A 26,705-nucleotide genomic window follows, 5' to 3' on the forward strand; every position below is an offset into this window, starting at 1 on the left:
CTGCTTCCATAAACAACAAGAGGCCCATGGGCCTCTTGTTGTTTATGGCGTTTGCTACCAGCGGCTCACCATCCAGAGGATCACTACGCCCGCCACCACCAGCGAACCGCCGATACGGCGCAACTGTTCTGGTGGCAGATCGCTCAGCAGCCGCAACATCTGCTGCCACCCTTTTGGCATCAGCAATGGCCCGAGTCCTTCAAACAGCAGCAACAGGCCAATCCCTGTCAGTATGGATGTCATCATTCTGCCCTTCTCCCGTCAAAAACCACCTCATCCGGTGGTTCGGCAGACAAATAAAAGGGCCTGACAATGCAGGCCCTTGGCAAGACAACTCCGGCGATTACTGCTTGGTGCCGTGAGGAGACTTGAGATAGCGGAAGAACTCGCTGTCCGGCTTGATCACCATCAGCTCGTTGCCACCGGTGAAGCTCTTGCGATAGGCCTCCATACTGCGCACGAAGCTGAAAAACTCGGGGTCTTTCTTGTAGCTTTCGGCGTAGATCTTGGCCGCTTCTGCATCACCTTCACCGCGCAACTGACGCGCGTTACTCTCGGCATCCGCCAGCATGACGGTTACCTTGCGGTCGATATCGGCACGCAGGATTTCGGCCTTCTCGCGACCCTGTGAACGATGCTCACGGGCTACCGCAGTACGCTCAGCACGCATCCGCTGATAGATGGAGTTGGAGACCTCCACCGGCAGGTTGATCTGCTTGATCCGCACATCCACCACCTTGATGCCGAGCTCGGAGGAGCGCGCCATCTTCTTCAGGGCATCTTCCATCACGGTACTGCGCTCACCGGAGACGATGTCCTTGATGGTGCGGTTACCGATCTCGGAGCGCAGACCGTTGTTGATCTTGCGCTTGAGCAGATCTTCTGCCTGCAGCTTGTTGCCACCACCGGTTGCCAGGTAGTACTTGGAGAAGTCCTCGATCTTCCACTTCACATAGGAGTCGATGATCAGGTCTTTCTTCTCGGAGGTGACGAAACGGTCGGCCTGGCTGTCGATGGTCTGGATACGGGCATCCATCTTGCGAACCTGATCGATGAGCGGCACCTTGAAGTGCAGACCCGGCTCATAGAGACGGGGCTCACCGGAATCAACCCGCTTCACCTTGCCAAACTGCACCACGATCCCCTTCTGACCTTCATCAACGATAAAGACAGAGGAGAAGCAGACCATGGCAGCCACAGCGATTGCACCAATAGCTAGCTTTTTCATCTATCAGTTTCTCCCTGAGCTGAAGCGGTCACCGCTACGCAGCGGCATCGGAGTGGAGTTGGCACCCTCGTTGGAAACAGGCGCAGGCTCTGCTACCGGCACAGTCGCAGGACGAGTCTGCTGAGCAGCTGCCGGCTTGCCAGTCAGCTTGTCGAGCGGCAGATAGATCATGCTGTTGTTGCCAGCCGGCATATCAACAATGACCTTGTTGGCCTGCTGATAGAGCTCTTCCATGGTTTCCAGGTAGATACGGTTGCGAGTCAGCTCGGGCGCAGCCTGATACTGGGGCAGCAACTCGTTGAAACGGGCCACTTCACCCTGTGCTTTCAGCACGATCTGGGACTTGTACGCTTCGGCTTCCTGCTCCAGACGCTTCACCTGACCACGGGCCTTGGGCTCCACTTCACGGGCATAGGCTTCCGCTTCACGGATGAAACGCTGCTCATCTTCCTGAGCGGAGATGGCATCATCGAACGCATCCTTCACCTCTTCCGGCGGACGCGCCGGCAGGAAGTTGACGTCGACAATCTGCAGACCCATCTGGTAAGGCTCGATGATGCCATCAATCACCTGCCAGGTCTCCTGACGCACTTTTTCACGACCAGTGGTCAGCACGTCATCCATCTTGGTGTGGCCAACCACGTAACGCAGGGCGCTATCGGTGGCCTGACTCAGACTCTCGTCGGCATTGGTCACGCTGAACAGGTACTGCTCCGGATTGACGACACGATACTGCACGTCCATCTCGACCCGTACCACGTTCTCGTCCTGGGTCAGCATGAAGCCGGACGCAGGCAGGGAACGCACGGACTCAACGTCCACCGGGATCACCTGATCGATGAAAGTCGGCTTCCAGCGCAGGCCTGGCTCGACGATATGGGAAAACTTGCCAAAGCGCAGCACCGCGCCACGCTCGGCTTCACGAATGGTATAGAAGCCGCTCACGACCCATACCACCACGGCGACAACCAGCGCGATGGAGATACCAAAGCGGCCCACATCGCCGCCAGATTTGCCACTGCCAAACAGGCCGCCAAAGCGACGACTCATCTTGCGCAGCATCTCGTCCAGATCAGGGGGTCCCTGATTCTTGCCGTTATTCCCCCAAGGGTCACGGTCTTTGCCGTTGTTACCAGGCTCATTCCAAGCCATCAGCGTCTCCATTAATACATGCAGATGGATATCATCTCTATCGGGTCACTGCTCGTTGACGAAGCCGCTAGGCGGTTATCCTCATCAACGGATCAATGCCTGATAAAGCGTTGTAAATTCTCACCTTCCTGTTTCACGAGGCGGTTCCAGTCAGCCAGTTGCAGGCGGACTTCCAACACAAAATCCCCCTCCTCGCTAAAACCTTCCTGCTCGATCCCTTTCAACTGATAGAGCGCACTGCGCAATCTCGCAGCAGAAGGCGGCAGTTGCAGGGTGTGGTGCACCATGGAGCCGGCCAGCAATTCGGTCAGCGCCGCAAACAGATACTCACACCCCTCGCCGGTCTGAGCAGACAGCCAGACCCGCACCGGACGACCTTCATCATCCCGCTCCAGACCAGCCGGGCGATCGGCCAGCTTGTCGATCTTGTTGCAGATCATCAGCTGGGGACGGTCATCCGCCTCGATTTCAGCCAGCACCTGTTGCACGGAGTCGATATTCTCCTGCATCTGCTCATCGGCACAATCCACCACATGGAGCAACAGGTCCGCTTCGCGGGTCTCCTGCAGGGTCGCCTTGAAGGCCGCGACCAGATCATGGGGCAAGTGTCGAATAAATCCAACCGTGTCGGCCAAAATCACATCGCCCACATCCCGGATCACCAGTTTACGCAGCGTCGGATCAAGGGTTGCGAACAACTGGTCGGCAGCATACACGCTGGCAGCTGTAAGTTGGTTGAACAAAGTGGACTTTCCGGCGTTTGTGTAACCAACCAGAGAAACTGTCGGTACTTCATTGCGGTTGCGGGCACGTCGCCCCTGCTCCCGCTGTTTTGCCACCTTGTCGAGCCTGCGCAAAATCGCCTTGATGCGCTCGCGCAACAGGCGTCGGTCGGTTTCAAGCTGGGTTTCACCCGGGCCACGCAAGCCGATCCCGCCTTTTTGACGTTCAAGGTGGGTCCAGCCTCGCACCAGACGGGTAGAAAGATGGCGCAACTGGGCCAGTTCGACCTGCAGTTTACCTTCATGGGTACGGGCGCGCTGGGCGAAGATATCGAGGATCAGACCGGTGCGATCCACTACCCGGCACTGGAACAGACGCTCCAGGTTACGCTCCTGGGCAGGGGTCAGGGCATGGTTGAAGATGACGACGTCGGCATCCAGCATCTGGACTTGATACGCAATCTCTTCAGCCTTGCCACTGCCGACAAAATACTTGGCGCTGGGCGCATTGCGGCTGGTAGTGATGACTCCCAGTGCATTGACGCCAGCCGAGCTCACCAGCATTTTGAGCTCTTCCAGATCCTCCCGCTCACCCTCATCACTGAAGTTGACGTGCACCAGAACGGCCTGTTCGCCAGCTTCATAACGGTCAAACAAGCGCTTGCTCCTTAACAGGTTTCATGATGAATCTGAGTTGGCGAGTCGACTCGCCCCGGGATATCACGCCTCGGCATCACCCTGCTCATCACCGGCGCCACCGGCAGCCTGCTGATGATGGTTGACGGCACGGGCCGGAACCACAGTAGAGATGGCGTGCTTGTAAACCATCTGGCTCACGGTGTTCTTCAGCAGAATGACAAACTGGTCGAAGGACTCGATTTGACCTTGCAGTTTGATGCCGTTCACCAAATAGATAGAAACAGGAATCCGCTCACGGCGCAGCGCATTCAAAAACGGGTCTTGGAGAGATTGCCCCTTAGCCATTTTTCTTTTCCTTATAGTTTGTTGTTTTTAAACACCGGATATTCAATATAACAACCTGATTATACAGGGAGTGTCAAGCCGCACCAGAGCGAGCAAGCACGCGGGCGAGGTTGTCAGACTCACCGGATTCCAGCCAGGTCACATCGGCCCAACCGCGCAACCAGGTCATCTGCCGTTTTGCCAACTGGCGAGTGGCAACAATGCCACGATAACGCATCTCATCATACTCTATCTCGCCGTTCAGGTAGTCCCACATTTGGCGATAACCTACACAGCGAATGGAGGGGAGATCCGGGGTCAGATCGCCACGAGCCATCAAAGCCCGCACCTCCTGCTCGAAATCCCCCTGCAGCATCTTGTCGAAACGCTGTTCGATCCGCTGATGCAGCACGGCGCGATCGCTCGGGGCGATGGCAAACTGCTGCACCCGATAGGGCAGCCCTTCCCCCTGCACCTGGGTCAGCTCGGTGAGGGTCTTGCCGCTGATGCGGTAAACCTCGAGCGCCCGGCTTAGCCGCTGCGGGTCATTGGGATGAATACGCGCCCCGGCTACCGGATCGATACGCACCAGCTCATCGTGCAGCGCCTGCCAGCCAAGACGGGCAGCCTCCTCTTCTATTCCAGCCCGAATAACAGGGTCGGCAGAAGGGAGTGGAGAGAGTCCTTCCAGCAGCGCCTTGAAATAGAGCATGGTACCGCCCACCAGCAGCGGAATGCGGCCGCGGTCGGCGATCTCTTTCATCTCCCGCAGGGCATCCTTGCAAAAATCGGCTGCCGAATAGCTCATGGCGGGATCGAGGATATCGATCAGCCGGTGCGGGGCCCGTGCCAGTTCATCGGCGGTCGGCTTGGCCGTACCGATATCCATACCGCGATAGATCAGCGCCGAATCGACGCTGATGATGTCGCAAGGTAATGCCTGGCACAGTTCAATGGCGAGATCCGTCTTGCCGGAGGCCGTCGGCCCCATCAAAAAAATTGCGGTCGGCAAGTCACTCGCCATGTTCAAACTCCTCAAGCACAGCCGCCAGCGAGAGCGGGCGGACCATGCGAATATCTGCCAGTTGGTCACTGAAATCGGCCACAAGTTCCGTCAGCAGACGACTGGCAGTTGAAAAATCGTATATTTTTTCGCGGCTTATCCCCTGCTCCACCAGCCATTGGCATAATACTTCAGCCAGCTGGCCAGCATCACTGTCAGATCCGCCCTCGATAATTTGCAGCAATTCGGGTAACAGGCGCACCAAATCGGTCTGACGCAGCAGAGCAGGTACCCGCGTCAGGATCATGGTGTCACGCCCCCCGCTTTTCAACTCCAGTCCCATCCGTTTCAGCAGCCTCTCCTGCTCTTCTACCAGCGAACTCAAGTTCTTCGGCAGCTTGAAGGAGACAGGCAACAGCAGCGGCTGAGCCGCCAGCCCCTGGCCCCAGGTCTCCAGCAGCCAGTGGCGCAGCAGCAGACGCTCGGCCCGTACCAGCGAGAGCAGCGCCAGCTGACCATCCCGCTCGAACAGCAGATAGGCCTGTTCCACCAGAGTGAGTGCCCGGCACCCTCCCTGTTTGGGGGCAGCCTGGATGGCAACCCCCGGCTCGGAGGCTGAAGCGGTTGTGGCAACGGGCAGTGTGGTAAGCAATGCCCCCATGCCACGCATCGCCTCCCGGCTCGGCGGCTCGGGTGGTTGATAATTACTGGCCCGGCCTGCACTACCGCCGCCCCCTTCCCGCACCTGCGCAGGCGCCCGGTAGCTGTGCTCGGCACCGTACCACTCCGGGCGTGGCGCCTGACCGGGATATTCAATCTGAGGGCTGACCGGCAGCTCGACCTGGGTTTCAGCCAGCGGCGCTTCCTGATGAGCGGCACCGACCCCTTCACGGCGCAGCGCAGTAAACAGCGCCTGAAAGATAAAGTCGTGGATCAGCCGTGCCTGATGGAAGCGCACCTCATGCTTGGCCGGGTGGACGTTGACATCCACCTGACGGGGATCCAGCTCGATATAGAGCACATAGGCGGCGAAGCGATCGGGAGGCAGCAGCTCGTCATAGGCTTGACGGATGGCGTGATTGATGAGCTTGTCGCGCATCATCCGGCCGTTGACATAGGTGTATTGCAGATCGTTTTGCGGTCTTGCCCCCTCCGGGGTCGCCAGCCAGCCCCACAGCCGCACGTCGCTGTGTTCGCTCTCCACCGCCAGCGCATGGTGCATGAAGGGGGTGCCGCAAACGGCGGCGAGGCGACGCTCCTGCTCCGGCACCGTGTTGGCGGCCTTGTACTGGCGCACTACCTTGCCGTTGTGGCGCAGGATCAGGGTGGCATCGAAGCGGGAGAGCGCGATGCGGCGCACCAGCTCGTCAATATGGGCAAACTCGGTCTTTTCGCTGCGCATGAACTTGCGCCGCGCCGGGGTATTGAAGAAGAGATCCACCACCTCCACCGTGGTGCCCACCGGATGGGCCGCCGGCTTGATGGTGACGCTCATCTCGCGCCCTTCCGCCTGGGCTTGCCAGGCTTCGGACTGCTCTGCGGTACGGGAGGTGAAGGTGAGACGGGAGACCGAACTGATGGAAGCGAGCGCCTCGCCACGAAAACCGAGGCTGTTGATCCCTTCCAGATCGTCCAGCGTGGCAACCTTGGAGGTCGCGTGACGCGACAGCGCCAGCACCAGCTCCTCTTTGGCGACACCACTGCCGTTGTCACGGATGCGGATCAGCTTGGCGCCCCCCTTGTCGATGTCGATCTCGACCCGGTCGGCCCCCGCATCCAGGCTGTTCTCCACCAGCTCTTTCACCACAGAAGAGGGCCGCTCCACCACCTCTCCGGCAGCAATCTGGTTGGCCAGAATGGGTGGCAAAATACGGATCGGCATCATTTACTCCTGAATTTCTATCTTGCGGATGGTCAGTCCCTTAACAATCCAGGAGGACCGCTCCACCACATCACCTCCGGCTGCAATCTGGTTGGCCAGAATCGGGGGTAATATACGGATCGGCATCACTTGCTCCTGAATTTCAATCTTGCAGATGGTATTCGCTAACAGCGGGAGCGGCATCGCCAGATCCCGCACATTAGTTCTGGGGAATGTAGAGCACCTGCCCTACCTGAATATCCCGCGACTTGAGCTTGTTGATCTCCACCAGTCGAGCCTGACTCACCCCATGCTTCTCGGCCAGGCGGGAGAGGCTCTCGCCCCGCTTGACCACATAACGGATCATCTGCGACTTGTCGTCACTGCGAACGGGGGCTGCACTGCGGCTCTGCCCCTGCTGGGGGATATAGATTGTCTGACCAATCTGAATATCCCGGCTGCGCAGCTGGTTGATCTCGACCAGGGTGGACTGACTCACCCCATGCTTCTCGGCAAGGCGGGAGAGGCTCTCGCCCCGCTGGACCACATGGCGGATCATCCGCGATTTGTCATAGTCGCCCACACTGCTGACCGGCGCACCGGACTCCTGCGCGGCCGCCGAGTAAGGCTTGATCACCCCGGCGCCGGAGCCGGTCGCCGCACCGCCGTCGCGGGTAGTGGCGGGCATCTTGTTGGTCACCACCGGTTGTGACTGCGCCTGCCTGGGTTGGCTCACCGGCTGCTGGACCACTGGCGCTGGGCGAGTGGTAGCAGCAGGTCGGCTCGCCTGCCCCTTGCCAGTCAGCATGGCCCCCTTGGTCGGGTGGGCTCGGTAGTAGTTGCGGATCCCCTCGAAGATAGCGCGAGCCAGCTGGTCCTGATAGCTGGCGGTGGCCAGCAGCTTCTCTTCCGCATGGTTGGAGATAAAGCCGGTCTCCACCAGCACCGAGGGAATATCCGGCGCTTTCAGCACGGCCAGACTGGCATGCTCCGGCGCCTTCTTGTGCAGTCGGGCGACCTTGCCCATGGAGCGCAGGATCTGACGGCTGACGTCATACCCTTCGGCACGGGACTTGTCCATGGAGAGGTCGAGGAAGGTCTGCGCCAGATAGGGGTTGGGATCGGATTCCGCCAATACCTTGCCGACACCGCCCAGCAGCTCACCCTGCTTCTCCTGCTTCTCCAGCCAGCTGCCCATCTCGCGGTTGGCACGGTTGGTCGACAAGACCCAAACCGAAGCACCACGGGGCGTGGAGTTGTGGAAGCTATCCGCATGCACTGACACCAGCAGATCCGCCTTGGCCTTGCGGGCAATCTCGGAGCGCTTGTTGAGATCGACGAAGTAATCGCCGCGACGGGTCAACACGGCACGCATGCCCGGTTCGCGATCGATCAACGCCGCCAGCTTCTGGGAGACGGCCATGGTCACCCGCTTTTCATAGGTACGGCGCGGGCCGATAGAACCCGGGTCTTCCCCGCCGTGGCCCGGGTCGATGGCAATCACCACCCCGCGCCCCTTGCCACCTACCGGCGTTGATTGCACCGCAGCCGCCGATCGCTTCTCTTCATAAGGCAAGTCGATGACCAGACGGTGGCCATATGGCCCGGCTGGCGCCAGCGGAAAGACCACCGGTTTGATGGCGGAGCTGAGATCCATCACCAGTCGCAGACCGCCCTTCTCCAGCGGTGTGCTCTGGCGGATCTTGCGCACCAGTTCGCTGTTGTTCTCGATCCGGGCCAGGTTGGCGGCGTTGCTCGCCCCTTTCAGATCGATCACCAGCCGATCCGGGCCGCTCAGGGTGAAATAGTTAAAGTTGGGGGCGCTGCTCATATCGAGCACCACCCGGGTGTTATCCGGTGATGGCCAGATTCGTACGCTCTTGAGCTGATTTGCCCAAGAGGGTAACGCCATCAAAGAGAGAGCAATAACAAGGATCAAGCGCACGTAGATGACAACCGTTCCAGAATGGCTTCGCCAATAGCAGTGCGGGCCTCTATCAGAACCTCGCGCTGCTCGCCTACATAAGTGAGGGTGATTTCAAGGTCGGGAGCCGGTAACCAGCCCTCGCCCTTCTCGGACCACTCCACCAGACAGAGAGTATTGGCGGCAAAGTAGTCCCGAATGCCCATGAATTCCAGCTCTTCCGGATCAGCCAGGCGATAGAGATCGAAATGGTAGACCTGCCAGCCATCGAGCTCGTAGGGCTCGACCAGGGTGTAAGTCGGGCTTTTTACCTTGCCCTGATGGCCAAGGCCCTGCACCCAGCCACGGGTCAGGGTGGTTTTACCGGCGCCAAGCGTGCCATGCAAAAACACTGTGGTCGCCTGCTGGCAAGCCTGTGCCAGACGGCCACCCAGTGCCACGGTTGCTGCCTCGTCCGGCAGTGTCATCATCAACTGTTTTGCCATGTTCTTCTTTTTAACTTGTTATGGTGTCGGGATTAACCAGTCTGCGGATCAGCGGCAGTAGATCTGACGCCAGCATGCCCCGCTCGCCGTCGGCGACGGCCTGATCTGCGGCCTCGCCGTGGATCACGGCGCCCAGCCAGCTTGCCATGGTGGCAGACCAGCCCTGGGCCAAAAGGGCGGCGATTATACCAGATAACAGATCGCCCATGCCGCCACTTGCCATGCCGGGATTGCCTTCACAACAGAGAGCGACCCGCTCGCCGTCATAAATAAGTGTTCCCGCCCCTTTTAATAGCACCACACCGCCATAGCGCCGCTGCAGCGCCTGCACGGCGGCAAACCGGTCGATTTCAATGTCGGCAATGGTGCATCCCAGCAGTCGCGCCGCTTCGCCGGGATGGGGCGTGAGCACCCAATTATCCTGATGGCGGGGAGATTGTGCCAGCCAATTCAATCCATCGGCATCCAAAACCAATGGCAGCCGATCGGTGAGATAACGGGCGATTTGCCCCCTTCCCCACTCATCCTGACCGAGGCCGGGGCCAATGACCCGCACCGACGCCCACCCCTCGTCCTCTGCGACTGTGAGGCTCATCAGCTCGGGTTGATAGAGGCTGACCGGCGGATGCTCCGGATGCTGACACACCCGCACCAGCCCGGCCCCCGCTCGCAGGCAGGCGCGGGCAGCCAGCACGATGGCCCCCTGCATGCCGCGATTGCCCCCTACCAGCAGCACCTTGCCATAAGAGCCCTTATGGGAAGCGCGCTGGCGCGGGGTCAGCTGTTCGCTTAGCAGCGGATAATCGATGCGCCATGCGGCGGGCGAGATCGCGCCATCCGGCGTGACGCCAAGGGGATCACAGTCGAGCAGGCCGACGCAATCCACTCCGTCGCCGGTGAGCATCCCCTGCTTGATACCGATAAAGGTGAGGGTGCGAGTGGCCTGCACCACGGCCCCCATGGCGCGGCCGGTATCGCCGTTGAGGCCGGAGGGGAGATCCACCGCCAGCACAGGCGCAGCCAAGCCATTGATTGTTGCGACGATCTTTGTCAGTAGTGGCGAGAGGGGCGTGTTGACGCCGGTGCCAAGCAGGGCATCGACCACCAGATCCGGGGCGGAGTGTTGGTCCTTATCAAACCGCTCGGCCAGCCAGACCCGGCCACCGGCCGCCAGCCACTCATCGGCGGCCCGTCTGGCATCCCCCTTCAGCTGGTCGGGTGCTCTGGCGGCAATCACCACCACCTCGATGCCAATCTGGCGGGCAAGACGGGCCAACACATAGCCATCACCGCCGTTATTGCCGGGGCCGACGAAGATCCACCAGCCGCGGCTCTCGGGCCAATGCAGGGTGGCATAAGTACGCAGCGCGGCACCGGCTCGCTCCATCAGGGCATAGAGCGGTTGCCCATCACGCGCGGCCCAGTTGCGCTCCAGTGCGCGGATCTGTTCAGTCTGCCACAGCCCCTGTGGTAAACTGCCCCCCTCTTTTGTGCCCAACGCGCCCCTGATGATCTCTACCATGACGGCTCCCGCCTCTTATCAACCGACCCATGCCAGCAAACACCGGCCAGGCCAAGTCGCATGAGCGCACCTGACTTCCACCAGCTGGCCCACGATATCAAGCTCTGGGCACGGGAGCTAGGATTTGACCAGGCGGGCATCACCGACACCGATCTGCGTATCGAAGAGCCGAGATTGCAGGCCTGGCTGGATGCAGGCTATCACGGCAGCATGGATTACATGGCGCGCCACGGCATGATGCGCGCGCGCGCCCACGAGCTGCTGCCGGGCACGGTGCGGGTGTTGTCGGTGCGGATGAACTACCTGCCATTCGAGGCAGGCTTCGCCGCCACCCTGCGCGACCCGACCCTCGGCTATATCAGCCGCTATGCCCTCGGCCGCGACTACCACAAGGTGTTGCGCAACCGGCTCAAACAGCTGGGTGATCGCATCGACGCGCGCTGCGCCGAGCTGTTTCAAGGCACCGCTGACACCCTGGGTGAGTGGCGCCCCTTCGTCGACTCCGCCCCCATCCTCGAGCGGCCGCTGGCGGCCAAGGCCGGGCTTGGCTGGGTTGGCAAACACTCACTGCTGCTCAACGAATCGGCCGGCTCCTTCTTCTTTCTCGGTGAGCTGTTGCTCAACCTGCCGCTGCCGCTCGACCAGCCAGTAGAGAAGGAGCAGTGCGGCAAGTGCGTCGCCTGCATCAACATCTGCCCGACCGGCGCCATTGTCGCCCCCTATGTGGTGGATGGCCGCCGCTGCATCTCCTATCTCACCATCGAGAACGACGGCCCCATCCCCGAAGAGTACAGGCCCTTGATGGGCAACCGCATCTACGGCTGCGACGACTGCCAGCTTATCTGCCCGTGGAATCGCTATGCCGATGCCAGCCCGGAGCCCGATTTCAGCCCGCGCCCCAGCCTGCACCGCCCGCCCCTGCTGGCGCTGTGGCACTGGAGCGAGAGCGATTTTCTCAAGCAGACCGAGGGGAGCCCGATCCGCCGCATCGGCTATCAACGCTGGCGCCGCAATCTGGCGGTCGCCCTTGGCAATGGCCCGGCAACCCCCGAGGTCATCGCCGCCCTGCAACAGGGGTTGGCCACGGCCGAGCCCATGGTGGCCGAACATATCGAATGGGCGCTGGCCACCCTTGCCCGGCGTCAGGATGAAGAGAACAAGAAGACCCGTTTGCTGATCCGCTGCATCGAAAAAGGTCTGTCGGATCACGCATAAGTGATCTGCCCCTTGCCGGATTGCAGCACTTTTTTCATGCTCTGCCGACCCGCAGTGACCAGAACACCGTAGTCAGTACCAACTGGTCGGCACACAACAAGGACAACACAAATGCATATGTTGGGAGTGGATATTGGAGGCTCAGGGATCAAGGGCTGTCTGGTCGATACCAAAACCGGCGAATTGATTGGCGAGCGCCATCGCATTGCCACACCGCAACCGGCCACCCCGGCCGCCATCGCCCATACCCTCAAGGCGCTGGTAGAACACTTCGACTGGAAAGGGCCGGTGGGCTGCGGCTTTCCTGCCACCATCCACAACGGGGTTGCCAAGAGTGCCGCCAATATCGACAAGAGCTGGATTGAAACCGATGCAGCCCACCTGTTTGCCGATGTCACCGGCAAGCCCTGCTATGTGCTGAACGATGCCGACGCCGCCGGTTTGGCAGAGATGCGCTTTGGTGCCGGCAAGGATCGCAAGGGGGTCATCATCCTCATAACGGTTGGCACCGGCATCGGCACAGCTGTCTTCGTCAACGGTCACCTGCTGCCCAACACCGAGCTGGGCCACCTGATGCTGGAAGGGATGGTGGCAGAGCACTACTGCTCCGACGCGGTGCGCAAGCGGGAAGATCTCTCCTGGGGCCGCTGGGGCAAGCGCTTCAACAAGTATCTGGCGCGCCTCGAGTTTCTCTTCTCCCCCGACCTCTTCATTCTGGGGGGCGGCAGCGCATCCAAGCTGGAGAAGTTTGTCGATCGCATCGAGACCCGGGCGCCGCTCATTCCGGCGGCCAGCCTCAATCAGGCAGGCATTATCGGAGCCGCCCTCTACGCGGCCGAGCAGCAGGGCTGACCACGCTCACTGCAAATCAGCAGAGATCAAATGGAAAGGGCCCGGCACTGCTGCCGGGCCCTTTTGTTTGGCCGCTATCTTGTCTGTTTGACCGCCACCACCCGTTACATGTCGTCGAGTCGATGTACCCCGTGCACCAGTCGGGTCAGGCGGGTCTGCTCCAGCTTGGCCAGATTGTCGAGCAGCGTGGTAGTTGCCGGTGTCGGACACTCCCGGGCCAGATGGCCCAGCTCGCCCACCAACTGCTCTTCCCAGCGGCACACCTGAGTGACGATATCCTGGGTCTGGGCCGAGGCCAGCATCTCGAAGCGGGTGATGGCAGGCAGCATATCCTCGCTGAAGCTCTGGTTCAGCCAGGTCTCCCTGACCGCCCCTCCCAGTTGAGCAGCATATTCGTGCAGATGGGCACTGGCCGCATCCTCACGCCCTTGCAGATAGACCAGCAACATCCGGCTGCGTTCGCTGTCCACCTGACGGATCAGCCGTCCGTAACAGAGCCCTAGCTGGTGATGAACCTGCTCAAGATAGTGCAGCAACTCTTTGATCTGTTGGAATCTCATCGCACTGCCCTCCATGCTTGTCGGCATCATCAGTATAAAAAACTGGCGCAACCACCCAATCCCTATCCGAGCGCCCCTTGAGCTGCATCAAGGTTGACGTCGACAAAGGGGCGGGCAAGTCATCCGGTAGCGAATAGGGAACGATTTGTGCAGCGATTTGTGCAACTATGGCGGCGCGTCAGGCTCGACATCTGACGTGAGCGGGATCGGGCTGGCACACTAATAAAACCAGCATTTGCCCGCCATAAACCATCTTTAATTCGGTCATATGCCACACAAGCGAAACAGGATCTGGATACACGACATATCTCCCCTGATCGTTATCAACCAGACAGAAATCCTTATCACTTTTTTAGACGTCTAGACGTAGAAACATGCGTTGACACGGCCATCCAGACATCTTAGCATCATCCTCCATGATGGCAGAGTAACCCAGTGGAACCTCTGCCCAATTTCCCCGCCTGTAGCGCCCTGTGCTTTAAGGCTGTTAGCACGGAAGAATCCATGATTAAGTTGATCGGTCTCAACAAAGTCTACGGTACAGGCAGTGACGCCGTGCACGCCCTGCGTGATGTGAGTCTGCATGTACCCCAAGGCAAAATTTTCGGGGTGATCGGTGCCTCCGGTGCCGGCAAGAGTACCCTCATTCGTTGTGTCAACCTGCTGGAGCGCCCGACAGAGGGTCAGGTGATCGTCGATGGCCAGGATCTGGTCGCCCTGAGCGAACGGGATCTGACCCAGGCCCGCCGCCAGATCGGGATGATTTTCCAGCACTTCAACCTGCTCGCTTCCCGCACCGTGTTTGCCAACATCGCCTTCCCGCTGGAGCTGGCAGGCTGGAGCAAAGAGAAGATCCAGCAACGGGTTGCAGAGCTGCTGGCGCTGGTCGGGCTGGAAGCCCGTGCCCATGCCTATCCGTCCGAGCTCTCCGGCGGCCAGAAACAGCGTGTTGCCATTGCCCGTGCACTGGCCCCAGCCCCCAAGGTGCTGCTCTGTGACGAGGCCACCTCGGCCCTCGACCCGCAGACCACCCGCTCGATCCTGACCCTGCTCAAGGAGATCAACGTCAAGCTGGGGCTCACCATCCTGCTCATTACCCACGAAATGGACGTGGTGAAAGGGATCTGTGACGAAGTGGCCATCATCAGCGACGGTCGCCTGATCGAACAGGGCGAAGTGGCCTGGTTCTTCAGCAATGCCAAGACCCAGCTGGCCCGTGACTTCATCCACTCCACCATCCATCTGGAGGTCCCGCAGGAGTATCAGGATCGGATGAGCCGCGAGCGGGTGCCTGGCAGCTATCCACTGCTGAAGCTCGGCTTTACCGGCAGCACGGTCGATACGCCGCTGATTTCCGAGGCGAGCCGTCGTTTCAATATCGACATCAGCATTCTGAGCGCAGACATCGAGTACGCCGGTGGCGTCAAATTCGGTTTCCTGCTGGCCGAGCTGTTCGGGGATGAAGCCCAGTGTGAGGCGACCCAGCAGTTCCTAACTGACAACCATATTCAGCTGGAGGTAATGGGTTATGTCCGAAGCCATGATTAATCTGCTCATCACGGCCCTGGGCGACACCCTGATCATGGTGTTTGCCTCCGCCCTGTTCGGCTGCCTGCTGGGCCTGCCGCTCGGCGTGGCGCTGCATGTGACCAAGGCGGGCCAGATCCTGGCCAACCCCTTGCTCAACCGCACCCTGGGCATGGTGGTCAACGTGGGTCGCTCGGTGCCCTTTATCATCCTGCTGGTCGCCATCATTCCGCTGACCCGGCTGATTGTCGGCACCAGTATCGGCACCATCGCCGCCATCGTGCCGCTGACTGTCGGCTGCATCCCCTTCATCGCCCGTCTGGTGGAAGGGGCCCTAATGGAGGTGCCGGACGGCCTGCTGGAAGCGGCCAAGGCGATGGGCGCCAAGCCGTTGCAAATTATCACCAAGGTGCTGCTGCCTGAGGCCCTGCCCGGCATCCTCAACAGCGTCACCATTACCCTCGTCACTCTGGTGAACTACTCGGCCATGGCCGGGGCCATCGGTGGCGGCGGTCTGGGGGATGTGGGTATTCGTTATGGTTATCAGCGTTTTGACCCAACCGTCATGCTGGTGACCGTGGTTATCCTGGTAGTACTGGTTCAACTTATCCAGAGCGCAGGTGAGCGCCTGGTCAACAAATGTGATCATCGTTAATCGTCGATTTCTGACAGGAGGTTTTATGAAATTTGGCATCAAATCCGTTGCGGCAGCCCTGCTGGCTGGTCTGGTACTGGCCGGTTGCGGTCAAAAGGAAGAGAACAAGACCCTGAAAGTAGGCGCCATTGCCGGCCCTGAGACCGAGCTGGTCGAAGTAGCCGCCAAGGTGGCAAAAGAGAAATATGGTCTGAACGTCGAGATCGTCAACTTCTCTGACTATGTCACCCCGAACGTGGCGCTGAACGATGGCAGCATCGACGTCAACGCCTTCCAGCACAAACCTTATCTGGATGCACAGGTACGTGATCGCGGCTTCAAGCTGGTACCGGTCGGCAACACCTTCGTCTACCCGATCGCCGGTTACTCCAAGAAGCTGAAGTCGCTGAGCGAGCTGAAAGATGGCGCCCAGATCGCGGTACCGAACGATCCGACCAACCTGGGCCGCTCGCTGATCCTGCTGGCCAAGCAGGGCCTGATCACCCTGAAAGATGGTGCTGGTCTGGAGGCGACCGTACTTGATATCGCCAGCAACCCGCGCAACTTCAAGATCGTTGAACTGGAAGCGGCCCAGCTGCCTCGCTCGCTGGAAGACGTGGATCTCGCCATCATCAACAACACCTTCGCCGGCCAGATTGGTCTGACCCCGACCGAAAATGGCCTGTTTGTTGAAGACAAAGAGTCCCCCTACGTCAACCTGATCGTCGCCCGCGACAACAACAAGGATGACGAGAAGGTCAAACAGTTCGTACAGGCTTTCCAGACCGATGATGTCTACAAGAAAGGGCTGGAGCTGTTCAAAGGCGGCCTGGTAAAAGGTTGGTAATTGCTCACTCGACAAAAAAGGCCACGCAATGCGTGGCCTTTTTTATTGCCGCCGCTATCATATCGGCGAGCACGGCAACACGAATATAACATCACATGAAAAAATGGTATCTGGCCTACTGCAAGCCAAAGGAAGAGGCCCGCGCCCGCGCCCACCTCGATGCACAGGGCATCGAATCCTACTACCCCATGGTGGAAATCGAGAAACTGCGTCGGGGCAAGCGAGTCCCGGTAAAGGAACCCATGTTTCCCAACTACCTCTTCATCTACGTAGATCTGGAAGAGGTAACGCCGGTCACCCTGAAATCGACCCGTGGCATCAGCCGGATCATCCACTTCGGCAGTGAATGGACGCCCATCAGCAACAAGCTGGTCTATCAGCTGATGAGCCGCGATGACAGCGACGAGGCGCGCGCCAGTTACGCCAAACTGCCAAATGCGGGCGATAAGGTATTGATTGAAGAGGGGCCATTGGCAGGCTTTGAAGCCATCTATATGGAGCCTGATGGGGAAAAACGGGCCATTCTGCTGGTCAGTCTGCTCAATAAAGAGACCACCAGTAGCTTCGAAAACCACGTATTCAGACGTATCGACTAAGAGGTGGGCAGGATCCCCTGCCCACCCGTCACTCCAGCTCGAAACGGGCGATCACTGCCGTCAGCTTGCCGGTATCACCCGCCAGACGGGCGACTATGCCCTCACCCTGCTGGCTCTGCTGACAGGATTGGCGGCTCAGATCGGCAATATCCTCTACCGTTCCAGCCACTTCGGCGGCGACCTTGGATTGTTGCTCGGTCGCCGTTGCGATGGCCTCCAGCTGGCCGGATAGCTCCTGCACCAGTTGGTTCATCGCATTCAACGTCTCGGTTACCAACCCGACTGCATCACGCCCCTGCTCGACCAGCTGGGTGCCACCGCTCACCGTGGTGACGGTCTGGCGGGTTTGCTGGGAAATAGCGCTAATTGTCTGGCTGATTTCGGCGGTTGACTGGTGAGTGCGGGTTGCCAGCTGACGCACCTCATCGGCGACCACGGCAAAACCGCGCCCCTGATCACCAGCCCGCGCCGCTTCTATTGCCGCATTGAGGGCCAGCAAGTTGGTCTGCTCGGCAATGGTGGCAATTACTTCGGTGATCTGCCCGACCTGCTCGCTCTGCTTCTCAAGCAATCCCATTGCGTGATTGGCTTGCCCAATCATGGCGGCGATCTGCTGCATGGCATCTGTCATCCGTGCCAATGCATTCTGTCCCTGCCGGGTTTGTTGCTGCACCTGATGGGCACTATCGGCTGCATTGGCAATATTGCCCGCAACCTCTTTCGTACTGACCGACATCTGCTCGATCGCGCTGGCGACCGCTTTTACCCGAATATCCTGCGCGGTCAAATCAGTCACTATCGCCTGAGTTGTGCTGCCTACATCCTGACAGGCGACGTCTACCTGTCCCACCGCCCCCTGCAGCTCGCTCACCAAACTGCGTAGCTGGGCCGACATCCGGTTGATGGAGCCGGTCAAACCGCCCAGCTCATCCTGACTCAAGATGGGTAAGGGGTTGGCAGCCAGCTTGCCGTCGGCGACCTCGCCTGCCCGCACAACCAGACTGGAGATGTCACGAGTCAAACGACGACTGAAGAGCCATGCCACCAGCATGCCAAGCACGATGGAACTCCCCGTTGCCAGCAACAGAGTGCGACTGATGGAGTGGCCAGCTTGGGTCATCTCTCCTGAGATTGCAGTCACTTTGCTGCGGGTCTCCCCTACCTGTTTGGCCAGCCGCTCGTAGAGGATCTCCTGCATCGGCTCAATCTCTTTTGCCATCAGATAGTTGGCCTGATCCCAATCCGGTGCTTGCCGCTTGCTGATGACTTGGCCCACCAGCTCCGAAAAGGGGGTTCCCATCTCCTCAAACAACTGCCAGAGGCTGCGCTCGGTTTCGGAAAAAAGACTGGACTGCTGCTTGAGCTCCGCCACCCGTTGCTGATGGAACTTGTAATAATCCTCATATTTGCTGCGATATTCTGGATCACCGGAAATAAGAAAATCTCGCAGGGCGGAGAGCGCATTGGACAAGCTGTTGTAAGCATCACCCACCTGCTTGAGCAGCATGCGGCGATCTCCCGATAGCTGATCCTGAGGGGTCGCCACCTCTTCATTGGCGAAAGATTGCAGCTGATCGAGCGCAGCTTCGGCAAGCGGCCCGGCCTCCTGCAACATCAAGGTATGTGCTGGCAGATTCTCCTCTGTGTGGGCAATGGCCCACACCTTTTCCTGACTGCTCTTGAAACTCTTGAGTGACTGCACCAACGCCACATCAAACTGCTGGCTTGTAATAACCTGCCAGGCCCCCTCCCACTCCAGCTTCAATCTCGCTGCTTGGGCGGGATCCTTGCCGAGGATGAGATAACCACGCAATGCCGAGACAGTCGCCACCAGTGCTTTCTGGCTAGCCTCATCCCGCTGCAGAGCCGGCAGCGCCTGCGCCAGCAGCGTCTGCTGGGATTGATTGATCTGGTTTAGCCGGTAGTAGACCAGCGCAGAGGAGAGGGCGATCAGAAGATTGATAAATCCGAAGCTGATCAGAAGCTTGTGTGAGATTTTCATGAACATCCTTGTTCAGATGAGGCCCGCAGGCCAAAAGAATCAGATCGATATAAGTGTAGGCAATCTCTCCTGCCAGGAGCGGTGCCACTTCTGCAATTCACTGCGCGGCATCGGTCTGGCAGAGAAAAAGCCCTGACACACGTCACATCCAAGTTTTGCCAACTGTTGCCAGGTCAACTCATCCTCGACCCCTTCCGCCACCGATTTAAGCCCCAGCTTGCGGGCAAGCTCAATACTGGACTCGATAATGGCCAAGCGGGATGGATCTGCATAGCAGCGATCGACGAAGGATCGATCCAGCTTCAACTCGGTAAAAGGCAGCAGAGCCAACTGCTGCATCGACGAGTAGCCGGTGCCGAAATCATCGATAGAGAGACCGAATCCATGCATCCGCAGTCTGGTCAACACCTCCAGCGACTTGCCCACATCCTGCACGAAGGAGCTCTCGGTCACTTCCAGGGTGATCAATTCGGGATTGATGCTCCAGCGCTGACATTGCGCAATCAGGGAGTTGCAGAGATCCCCCTCAATCAGCGAAGTAGTCGAAAGATTCATCGACAGATTGAGGGAGAGACCGGTCTCCTCCCAGAGATGACCATCGCGCAGCGACTTGTTAATGATGATCTCGGTCAGTTGATCGATGAGCCCGTTGTTTTCTGCCAGCGGAATGAAGCGGCCCGGAGAGATCAGACCATATTCCGGGTGCTGCCAGCGAGCCAGAGCCTCCATCCCCACCCATTCGCCGGTGGCAAAGCTGACCTTCGGTTGATACCAGGGGACAATTTGATCTTCATCCAGCGCGCGTCGCAGTTCATCCAGCCCAAGCCGATGCCCATCCTCTTTTTGGGCCAGCTCCTGACGAGGAGACCACGACTCAATCAACACCTTTAGCTGTTGCTTGGTCGATGGTTTTTCGATACGTCCCAGCACCTGCAAACCATAAGCAGTACTCATCCGCAAAACCGCTTCCACGACGTCATCCTCCAATGCACTGGAGAGAATGATGCCTCCGCTGAATCCTCCCAGGGAGAGGCGGCGCAACAGAGCCATTCCATCCATGCCGGGCATGCGCAGGTCACAAAAAAGGATATCAACCGAGTGACGCTGGCACAGCTCAAGTGCCTCCTGCCCATCACGAGCTTCCAGCAACTGGTGATAACCCAGGTCACGGATCTGGTGCATCAGGGCCTTGCGTTGAAACGCATGGTCCTCGACAACCATGATGACCAATTCATCGTGTACGTTTTGTACGTTATTCATCGAGCCATAATCCAATTTCGTGGGAGATTGCGTTCATCAATACCTGTACCCCGCAAACCAACTCTTCCAGCTCCTCCGTCTGCTTCAATCGTGCGGCCGATTCGAGTCTGGCGGCCAGGGCGGCCAGCTCTTGCAGCCCCACCATACGTGCGGCCCCCTTGATACGGTGGGCAGTTTCTACCAGCGCCTGAGTATCGTGGCAAGTCAGTGCCACCATCATATCCTTGCCATCCTGACGGTTAGAATCGAGATATTCTTTTGCCATCGCCCGAGCAGCCTCCTCATCACCAAAGAGCCCTTGCCAGCGTTCCGCCTGCTCGGCGATTTGCTGCTGTTCTGCGGGTTCTTCTGTTGAGACTGTAGCCACGTCAGTCAGCCAGTGTGCCAATAGTTGACGCAGGGTCTCGAGGGGATATGGCTTGAACAACATGTCACTCATGCCTGCCTCGGTCATGCGGGCACTCGCCTCTTCCGAAGTATCAGCCGTTACCCCGATTATGGGCGCGGTCACACCTTGGGATCGCAGCGTTCTGGCCAGACTATAGCCATCCATCATCGGCATATGACAATCGGTCAGCAGCAGAGAGAAATCCTGCCCCTGCCATGCCCGCAACGCCTTCTCGCCATCCTCAACCACCTGTGCCTCTATCCCGAGAATGGCGAGCTGTCTGGCCAGCAGAGCCCGGTTGACCGGATGATCGTCGGCCACCAGCACCCTCCCTCCCAGCTTCTCCCCGAGAGCCGTGAGCATGGGGGTAACCTGCTCATTGAGCAATTCGTTGCAACTCTCCAGCAGCAGATCCGGATAGAGAGGGGAGAGTCCCAACCGCCACCAGTGAGCAGCACCGAGACGCCCGCGGAGCGCCTCGCGGGGAGACACAATGATCCCTTTGAGAGCCCTTTGTTGAAGCCAGCTTTGCCACTCGGGCCCCAGCGTCTGCTCCAGCCAAAGTTCGTCTGCCAGCAGCAATCCCTGCAAATCATCGCTGAAGCTCGATGCATCAAGGGGTTTGAGCTTGGCGCCAAGACGTCCCATGGCAATCTCCAGCACCGGATCGTTGCTGAAATACCACCACTCGCTCCCTGCCAAAGCTGGCAGATCCCATTGTGGCTTCTGCTGCGGTACGGTGAAGGTAAAACTCGCCCCCTCACCCGGCTTGCTGGCCAAATGCAGGTTGCCCCCCATTTTTCGCACCAGCTGATCGCAGATGGCCAGCCCCAGCCCTGTCCCCCCGAAGCGGCGATTGATGTCTGATTCCACCTGCTCAAAAGGAGTGAAAAGTAGAGCCTGCTTCTCTTCGGCAATCCCGATACCGGTATCGGCGACCATAATGCTCAACAACCCGTCGAGGTAGTTAACAGCAAGAGTGATGCTCCCCTGCTCGGTAAACTTGACTGCATTGTTGAGCAGGTTGGAGATAACCTGCCCGACTCTGACACCATCCATCTCGGCCTGATCGGGCACGGTTTGACCCCACTCCAGCACCACCTGCAACCCCTTGCTATGCGCGAGCGTCGCATGGCCACGGATCGCGTCACAAATAACTGATTGCAAGCGACAGACCTGATAATGCAATCGCAACTGGCCGGCCTCTATCTTGGAAAAGTCGAGGATGTCATTAACCAGATAGAGCAGGTTGTTGGTTGAAGTAACGACATTGCGCACCATGTAGCGCTGATCGTCATTCAGCTCGCTCATCTGCAATAGCTCCAGCATGCCGTGCATACCGGAGATGGGGGTCCTCAACTCATGGCTCATGGTAGCGAGGAAACGGCTACGCGCCTGCATGGCCTGCTCGGCATAGGCTTGCGCCTCGCGCAACTGATACTCCTGCAGCTTGAGTGCCGTAATGTCCTGGATCACCCCGTTGAGGATTAGCTCCTGTTGTTCCTGACGCACGAAGCTGCCGCGTACCTGCAGATAGCGATCCCCCTCCGGCCGCTCGACCTTGACCTCCAGATCAAGCGGGGCCAGAGTCTCGGCATGATTGGCCACCTTGCTGACAAAGTCCTGCAACGCCTCCTCGGTAAACCCGAAGATCTCTCCTCCCGAGTCGGCAGCAAAAAGCTCCTGATGGCTGACCCCGAGGATCTCGCGAGCCCCCTGGGAGGCATAGAGAAAACGTCCCTTGCCCGGCCCCTGCCACAGATACTGATAGACAATGCCCGGCATACTGTCGGTAATCTGGGTCAGGCGGGTTTCAGCCTTGCGCGCCCGCTCCTCCGCATCCTTGATCTGGCTAACATCGGTGAGCACGGTCAATACACCAAGCATCTTGCCTGCCGAGTCACGATAGGGGAGTTTGGCGTACATAACATGAAACGGTGAACCATCGGACCGCACACTGTTACCCGCCCCCTCCAGCTTGCGACCGCTCTGCCAGACGGCTCGCTCTTCCTGCACCATCTGGCGACGAACCGGCTCGGGCATATGCGCGAGATCGTCTCGCTGTAGCCCATCATGCTCGATGAAAAAGGTCTCGCGGTAGGCTTGATTGCAAAGGGTGATACGCTGCTCGTTGTCACGGAGTGCCACCATGGTCGGCAAGGAGTTGAGCAGTGTCTGCACAAAAGAGAGCTGCTCATTCAGCTTGCTTTCCGCAACCTTGCGCTGGGCAATCTGACGGCGCAGGCTGCGCGCCCACAGCAACACCAGCAGACCCGAGGTGCCAAGAGCCGCTACGGCAAATGCAAGCCATTTGTACAGAGGGCTATTGTCCACCGCCATATTGACCGAGATGTTGAGCCAGCGGCGATCGAACAGCTGCCACTCTTCATCGGTAATGGTCTGCAGCAACTTGTCCATAATCCTGGTCAGTTCGGGCTGTGCGATATCGACCGCCATACTGATCGGCACCGAAAATTCGGGGCTCCCCAGCACAACCTGGTACTTCTCGTTGAATCCTTTCATCGCCTGCTGGCCAAGGTTGGTCATGGTCAGCAGTACATAATCGACCTTGCCCGAGTCGAGCAACTTCAGAAGATCTTCATCGCGTCCAACCTCAACAATCTTCCCGCCAAAGTTGCGAATCAACGATGCCTCGTAGGAACCGGTTACCCCCCCGATCTGACGCCCCTTTAAATCGGCCAGAGATTTCAAGCTGCGAGCACCGATCCTGGCAACAATGTAGCTGTCAAACTTGAGGTAAGAGGAAGTAAAGGAGGCGAACTCCCGCCGCTCCTTCAGGGGAGTCATCAAAGGGATCAAATCTACCTTGTGAGATTGCAATAGCTCGATGGACTCTTGCCAGGTACGGGTCGGTACCAGCTCAAACCGAACACCGGAGCGCAGGCTGATAAGCTTCATCAGGTCAGCAGCATACCCGTGCAACCTCCCCTCTTCGTCGATCTCGCTGATACCGGAAAAGGAGGGAGCTACGGCAAACCGGATCACTTTTTTCTGTTTTAGCCATGCCATCTCGGCAGGCTCCAGCAGCAGATCGACCTTGAACCGGCGATCCCCCTCGGCCAGGCGCAGACGGGAATCGGTCACCGGGATCCTCTGATATGCCTGCCAGATCCGCTCAGTCAGCTCACTATTATTTGCGCTTGTCGCAATCGTCAGGGCGCTGCTGCTCAACCAGCGAGGAGTCGCAATCCCCATGGTGTCAGGGAGGCGCTGCAGCTCGCGCACCAGAATAGGTCCCAGCGCCAGATAACCATCAGCCAGACCCAGCTTGACCATATAGGTTGCCTCATCACGGCTCTCGACCTGGGTCACGTTGGGCATTCCCAGCGATGCCAGCTCACGGCAACTGCCAAACCCGCGGATACAAACCCAGCGCATTTTTTTTGCTTGCTCGATCGTTAACCGCTGGTTGGGATGTTGCATCAGGATAGCGCGGCCATAAGAGCCGAGGTGACCGATATGGTTCACCCCCTCCACCGGTAAAGCATCAAGCTCTACCCCGACCAGCGCATCAACCTCCCCCTTCTTCAGCGCTTCCTGAGCTTCGATATAAGAGTTAAAGGATACGCAACGCAGCGATAATCCCATCTCGGCGGCAATCCGCAGGGCCAGCTCCTTGAGCGGACCAGCGTACTGTTTCGATGGCACCTCGTAGATAAAGGGGGGATAGCCACCACGGGGGACACCCACCACCAGCTCCTGAGAGAAGCCCTGCTCATCAATCGCTCTTTGTTCCTCTTCGGGCGATGACTCCGCAGTAACGTGCCAACTCAACAGAAGCAGTGAGCAAAAAATCAGTAGGAGATGACAAGCGCGAGACATGAGCTATTTGTCCTGATGAGTGAGGCCAATACGATTCATCCTCGACCCTCTAGATAATGGCTCTAGCCGGTGAGAAAACAAACAGGCCCGCTATAAACGGGGCCAAGAGGATAGAGGTATATTGGCTGAATGTGAATAAACAATCCTCTTTAATGCAAAAAACGTGACAGATTTTGGTCTGTCACGTCATTTTTTTGCAACGTTAAAGAGATTGGGGGGAACAACGCCCCACCACATCAGGTTATTCGATTTCCAAGCCGGAAGCCTGTTTGATACTCGCGCTCACGGATATGGGAGATCTGCCCCTCATACCCTTCCAGGCCGATATCTTTCAGCAGGGCAGGCGAGAGATTGATCACGGCGAGACGACGCTCAACCTTGGCGATCCGCTTTTGTACCAAAGACTCGACGCTACGCAGTAAAACCAGTTCGATAGACATGACATTCTCCAGTTGAACATGCGGTTCTCCCGGAGAAAGTGGATATCACCCTGCGGGACGAACCGCGGGTGATAAAAAGACAGGGGTTACCTGTTTACGCCACGCGGTAAAAGAGCACGAGATTTCACGCCGCACGCAGTGCCGCGAGAGAATGCAAGATTTAGCATCTGATGGTGCATTTTCGTCTCCTTACCGGGTAAAAGTTGAACAGGTTGCAGCAGTCTAAAAAAACTCCGAATTTAACACAAGCCTCTTGCGGCTCCTTTTAAACGTTTTTACGGCATTTTATGCTGCCCGAAAGAGAGTCTGGGTCATCAGATCCCCGAGAGCAGCCGGTACTCTTCCAACACATAGGTATCCGTCATGCCGCTGACATAGTCGAGCAGCAGGCGCACCCGGTAGTACCACTCCTGCTCCTGCTCGCAGACAAAACGATCGTCCCGCACGGCCACCGCCAGCCGATAGGCCTTGATATGGCGCGCCGACAGGCGGTGATAGAGCCGCCGGGCGAAGAAGAGTTCACTCCCCCCCTCACCCGCCAGCAGACGGGAAAATTGCCCGGACGGCATTGCCAGCAGGCAAGAGTAGGTAGCGAGCACACCACGCAGGGCGGCGTAGCCTTCCAGTTCAAGCGCCTCCACCTCAGGGCGCATGAAAACCTGCGCCCGCGCAACCTGCTTGAGGATATCGAGCACCCGCGCCGCGGGAGCCTGACCGTGAAGCAGGGCCTGCGGATAGCTCCCCTGCAGGATCGCCTCATGCTCGCTGATATAGGTGCTGGCCGCCAGCGCCACCAGATCTCTGGTCAACTGGTGACGAAAATAGGGAAAGAAACCCCAGCTGGAGCGTTGTGCATCGCCAAGCAGGGTCGTCATGTAATCGCTGCCATCAGCGCTGCAGAGGGCAGCCAGCAGCTCGTTCAGGGTGAGAATGCGCCGATCTACCGCATCCTCCAGATCAGCGATGCAGTAGGAGATGTCATCTGCCGCCTCCATGATGTAGACCAGCGGATGGCGGCAGCCGGGAGCCAGCTCCAGACTCTGGCCGAGGGCGCGATAGAGAGGCTGTTCACTGAAGAAGATGCCGCGCTTGCTGCTCCAGCCATGATGCTGGCCGTAACTCACGCCGGGTTGCGGCTGCTGCGGGTATTTGCACAGCGCCCCCAGCTGGCCGAGCGTCAGGTTGAGCTCGTGCAGGCTGTGTACCAACCGCAAGCTCTGGGCATTGCCGTCAAACAGCAGCAGATCCTGACGCAGCTCCGCCCACTGGGCCGAGGGGGGCTGTGCCAGTGACTGCTGATAGAGGGAATCGAGCATCTCGCCGAGACACTGGCTCATCACCTGCTCGCCGAAGTGGCCGAACGGCGGGTTGCCCACGTCGTGCAAGAGGCAGGACATCTCCACTAGGTTGATAAAGGCCCCCTCGCACACCACACCGGCTGGCAATTCAGCCAGAATGCGGCGACTGATCTGGCGGCCGGTTTCCTGCACCTCCAGCGAATGAGTAAGGCGGCTGCGTACCGAGGCCTTCACATCGAGCGGGAATACCTGGGTCTTCTGCTGCAACCGGCGCACCGGTGCCGCCTGCACTATGCGGGCGCGATCCAGCTCGGTCGCCTCCAGCAGATCCTCATTCCCCCAGGGGTGAATACGCTCCGGGGTGATCAAACGGCTATACATCC

The 26,705-nt window shown here is 58.8% G+C and carries 23 protein-coding genes; 6 read left to right on the forward strand and 17 right to left on the reverse strand.

Translation table 11 applies throughout. From position 1 onward, the window contains the following. Positions 1–54 precede the first annotated feature (54 nt). The 11 genes from LG31_RS0112985 to LG31_RS0113035 all read right to left on the reverse strand — a co-directional run bounded on the left by LG31_RS0112985 (position 55) and on the right by LG31_RS0113035 (position 10,860). Complete coding sequence (locus tag LG31_RS0112985; RefSeq protein WP_033114890.1) at positions 55–246, reverse strand: DUF2065 domain-containing protein; 192 nt, start codon at positions 244–246, stop codon at positions 55–57. A 97-nt stretch (positions 247–343) separates the two neighbouring features. Next, complete coding sequence (gene hflC / locus LG31_RS0112990) at positions 344–1,228, reverse strand: protease modulator HflC (protein ID WP_033114891.1); 885 nt, start codon at positions 1,226–1,228, stop codon at positions 344–346. Between the two features lie 3 nt (positions 1,229–1,231). Further along, positions 1,232–2,380: an FtsH protease activity modulator HflK gene (hflK, locus tag LG31_RS0112995; RefSeq protein ID WP_033114892.1), complete on the reverse strand. Its 1,149-nt coding sequence runs from the start codon at positions 2,378–2,380 to the stop codon at positions 1,232–1,234. Positions 2,381–2,472: 92 nt separating this feature from the next. Continuing rightward, positions 2,473–3,759, reverse strand: coding sequence for a ribosome rescue GTPase HflX (gene hflX / locus LG31_RS0113000; RefSeq protein WP_033114893.1), 1,287 nt, complete (start codon positions 3,757–3,759; stop codon positions 2,473–2,475). 63 nt (positions 3,760–3,822) lie between these two features. Further along, positions 3,823–4,086, reverse strand: coding sequence for an RNA chaperone Hfq (gene hfq, locus LG31_RS0113005; protein WP_033114894.1), 264 nt, complete (start codon positions 4,084–4,086; stop codon positions 3,823–3,825). Between the two features lie 73 nt (positions 4,087–4,159). After that, positions 4,160–5,089, reverse strand: coding sequence for a tRNA (adenosine(37)-N6)-dimethylallyltransferase MiaA (gene miaA, locus LG31_RS0113010; RefSeq protein ID WP_033114895.1), 930 nt, complete (start codon positions 5,087–5,089; stop codon positions 4,160–4,162). Continuing rightward, entirely contained in the window at positions 5,079–6,950 is a 1,872-nt protein-coding gene (gene mutL, locus LG31_RS0113015) for a DNA mismatch repair endonuclease MutL (protein WP_033114957.1), read from the reverse strand. Before mutL ends, miaA begins: the two co-directional genes overlap by 11 nt. Before the next feature lie 3 nt (positions 6,951–6,953). Next, positions 6,954–7,133: a hypothetical protein gene (locus LG31_RS0113020; protein ID WP_033114896.1), complete on the reverse strand. Its 180-nt coding sequence runs from the start codon at positions 7,131–7,133 to the stop codon at positions 6,954–6,956. 16 nt (positions 7,134–7,149) lie between these two features. Further along, a complete protein-coding gene (locus LG31_RS0113025; RefSeq protein WP_084059626.1) occupies positions 7,150–8,874 on the reverse strand; it encodes an N-acetylmuramoyl-L-alanine amidase in 1,725 nt (574 codons plus the stop codon). Beyond that, a complete protein-coding gene (gene tsaE, locus LG31_RS0113030; RefSeq protein ID WP_005339056.1) occupies positions 8,865–9,338 on the reverse strand; it encodes a tRNA (adenosine(37)-N6)-threonylcarbamoyltransferase complex ATPase subunit type 1 TsaE in 474 nt (157 codons plus the stop codon). The genes LG31_RS0113025 and tsaE overlap by 10 nt, the downstream gene beginning before the upstream one ends. A gap of 10 nt (positions 9,339–9,348) precedes the next feature. Next, on the reverse strand, positions 9,349–10,860 hold the full coding sequence (locus LG31_RS0113035) for a bifunctional ADP-dependent NAD(P)H-hydrate dehydratase/NAD(P)H-hydrate epimerase (RefSeq protein ID WP_033114898.1): 1,512 nt from the start codon (positions 10,858–10,860) through the stop codon (positions 9,349–9,351). Positions 10,861–10,920: 60 nt separating this feature from the next. Here LG31_RS0113035 and queG point away from each other — a divergent pair, with 60 nt between their 5' ends. Both queG and ppgK read left to right on the forward strand, forming a co-directional pair. Beyond that, a complete protein-coding gene (queG, locus tag LG31_RS0113040) occupies positions 10,921–12,075 on the forward strand; it encodes a tRNA epoxyqueuosine(34) reductase QueG (RefSeq protein ID WP_033114899.1) in 1,155 nt (384 codons plus the stop codon). A 111-nt stretch (positions 12,076–12,186) separates the two neighbouring features. Continuing rightward, entirely contained in the window at positions 12,187–12,927 is a 741-nt protein-coding gene (ppgK, locus tag LG31_RS0113045) for a polyphosphate--glucose phosphotransferase (protein ID WP_033114900.1), read from the forward strand. A 104-nt stretch (positions 12,928–13,031) separates the two neighbouring features. On the opposite strand, the gene LG31_RS0113050 is transcribed toward ppgK, so the two are convergent. After that, positions 13,032–13,487: a hypothetical protein gene (locus tag LG31_RS0113050; protein ID WP_033114958.1), complete on the reverse strand. Its 456-nt coding sequence runs from the start codon at positions 13,485–13,487 to the stop codon at positions 13,032–13,034. A 504-nt stretch (positions 13,488–13,991) separates the two neighbouring features. Between LG31_RS0113050 and metN the strand changes: the two genes are divergently transcribed. From metN to rfaH, 4 genes are all read left to right on the forward strand, one after another. Beyond that, the gene (gene metN / locus LG31_RS0113055; RefSeq protein ID WP_033114901.1) at positions 13,992–15,035 is read left to right on the forward strand and encodes a methionine ABC transporter ATP-binding protein MetN; all 1,044 of its coding nucleotides are present in this window, start codon (positions 13,992–13,994) and stop codon (positions 15,033–15,035) included. After that, positions 15,016–15,669, forward strand: coding sequence for a methionine ABC transporter permease (locus LG31_RS0113060; RefSeq protein ID WP_005339070.1), 654 nt, complete (start codon positions 15,016–15,018; stop codon positions 15,667–15,669). The genes metN and LG31_RS0113060 overlap by 20 nt, the downstream gene beginning before the upstream one ends. A 25-nt stretch (positions 15,670–15,694) precedes the next feature. Continuing rightward, entirely contained in the window at positions 15,695–16,495 is an 801-nt protein-coding gene (gene metQ / locus LG31_RS0113065) for a methionine ABC transporter substrate-binding lipoprotein MetQ (protein WP_033114902.1), read from the forward strand. A 95-nt stretch (positions 16,496–16,590) separates the two neighbouring features. Further along, on the forward strand, positions 16,591–17,091 hold the full coding sequence (rfaH, locus tag LG31_RS0113070; RefSeq protein WP_033114903.1) for a transcription/translation regulatory transformer protein RfaH: 501 nt from the start codon (positions 16,591–16,593) through the stop codon (positions 17,089–17,091). Between the two features lie 28 nt (positions 17,092–17,119). Here rfaH and LG31_RS0113075 read toward each other — a convergent pair whose 3' ends face one another. The 5 genes from LG31_RS0113075 to dgt all read right to left on the reverse strand — a co-directional run bounded on the left by LG31_RS0113075 (position 17,120) and on the right by dgt (position 26,703). Then, the gene (locus tag LG31_RS0113075) at positions 17,120–19,093 is read right to left on the reverse strand and encodes a methyl-accepting chemotaxis protein (protein ID WP_033114904.1); all 1,974 of its coding nucleotides are present in this window, start codon (positions 19,091–19,093) and stop codon (positions 17,120–17,122) included. A gap of 39 nt (positions 19,094–19,132) precedes the next feature. Then, the gene (locus LG31_RS0113080; RefSeq protein WP_420796194.1) at positions 19,133–20,314 is read right to left on the reverse strand and encodes an EAL domain-containing response regulator; all 1,182 of its coding nucleotides are present in this window, start codon (positions 20,312–20,314) and stop codon (positions 19,133–19,135) included. Positions 20,315–20,345: 31 nt separating this feature from the next. Continuing rightward, positions 20,346–24,584 (reverse strand): ATP-binding protein, encoded by a 4,239-nt coding sequence (locus tag LG31_RS0113085; protein WP_033114906.1) that lies wholly within the window; start codon positions 24,582–24,584, stop codon positions 20,346–20,348. A 236-nt stretch (positions 24,585–24,820) separates the two neighbouring features. Continuing rightward, positions 24,821–25,024, reverse strand: a complete 204-nt coding sequence (locus tag LG31_RS0113090; RefSeq protein ID WP_033114907.1) for a hypothetical protein — start codon at positions 25,022–25,024, stop codon at positions 24,821–24,823. 314 nt (positions 25,025–25,338) lie between these two features. After that, positions 25,339–26,703: a dGTPase gene (dgt, locus tag LG31_RS0113095; protein ID WP_033114908.1), complete on the reverse strand. Its 1,365-nt coding sequence runs from the start codon at positions 26,701–26,703 to the stop codon at positions 25,339–25,341. Positions 26,704–26,705: the final 2 nt, after the last annotated feature.

Origin of the sequence: Aeromonas lacus (assembly GCF_000764665.1) — a bacterium.
Classification (GTDB): Bacteria; Pseudomonadota; Gammaproteobacteria; order Enterobacterales; family Aeromonadaceae; genus Aeromonas; species Aeromonas lacus.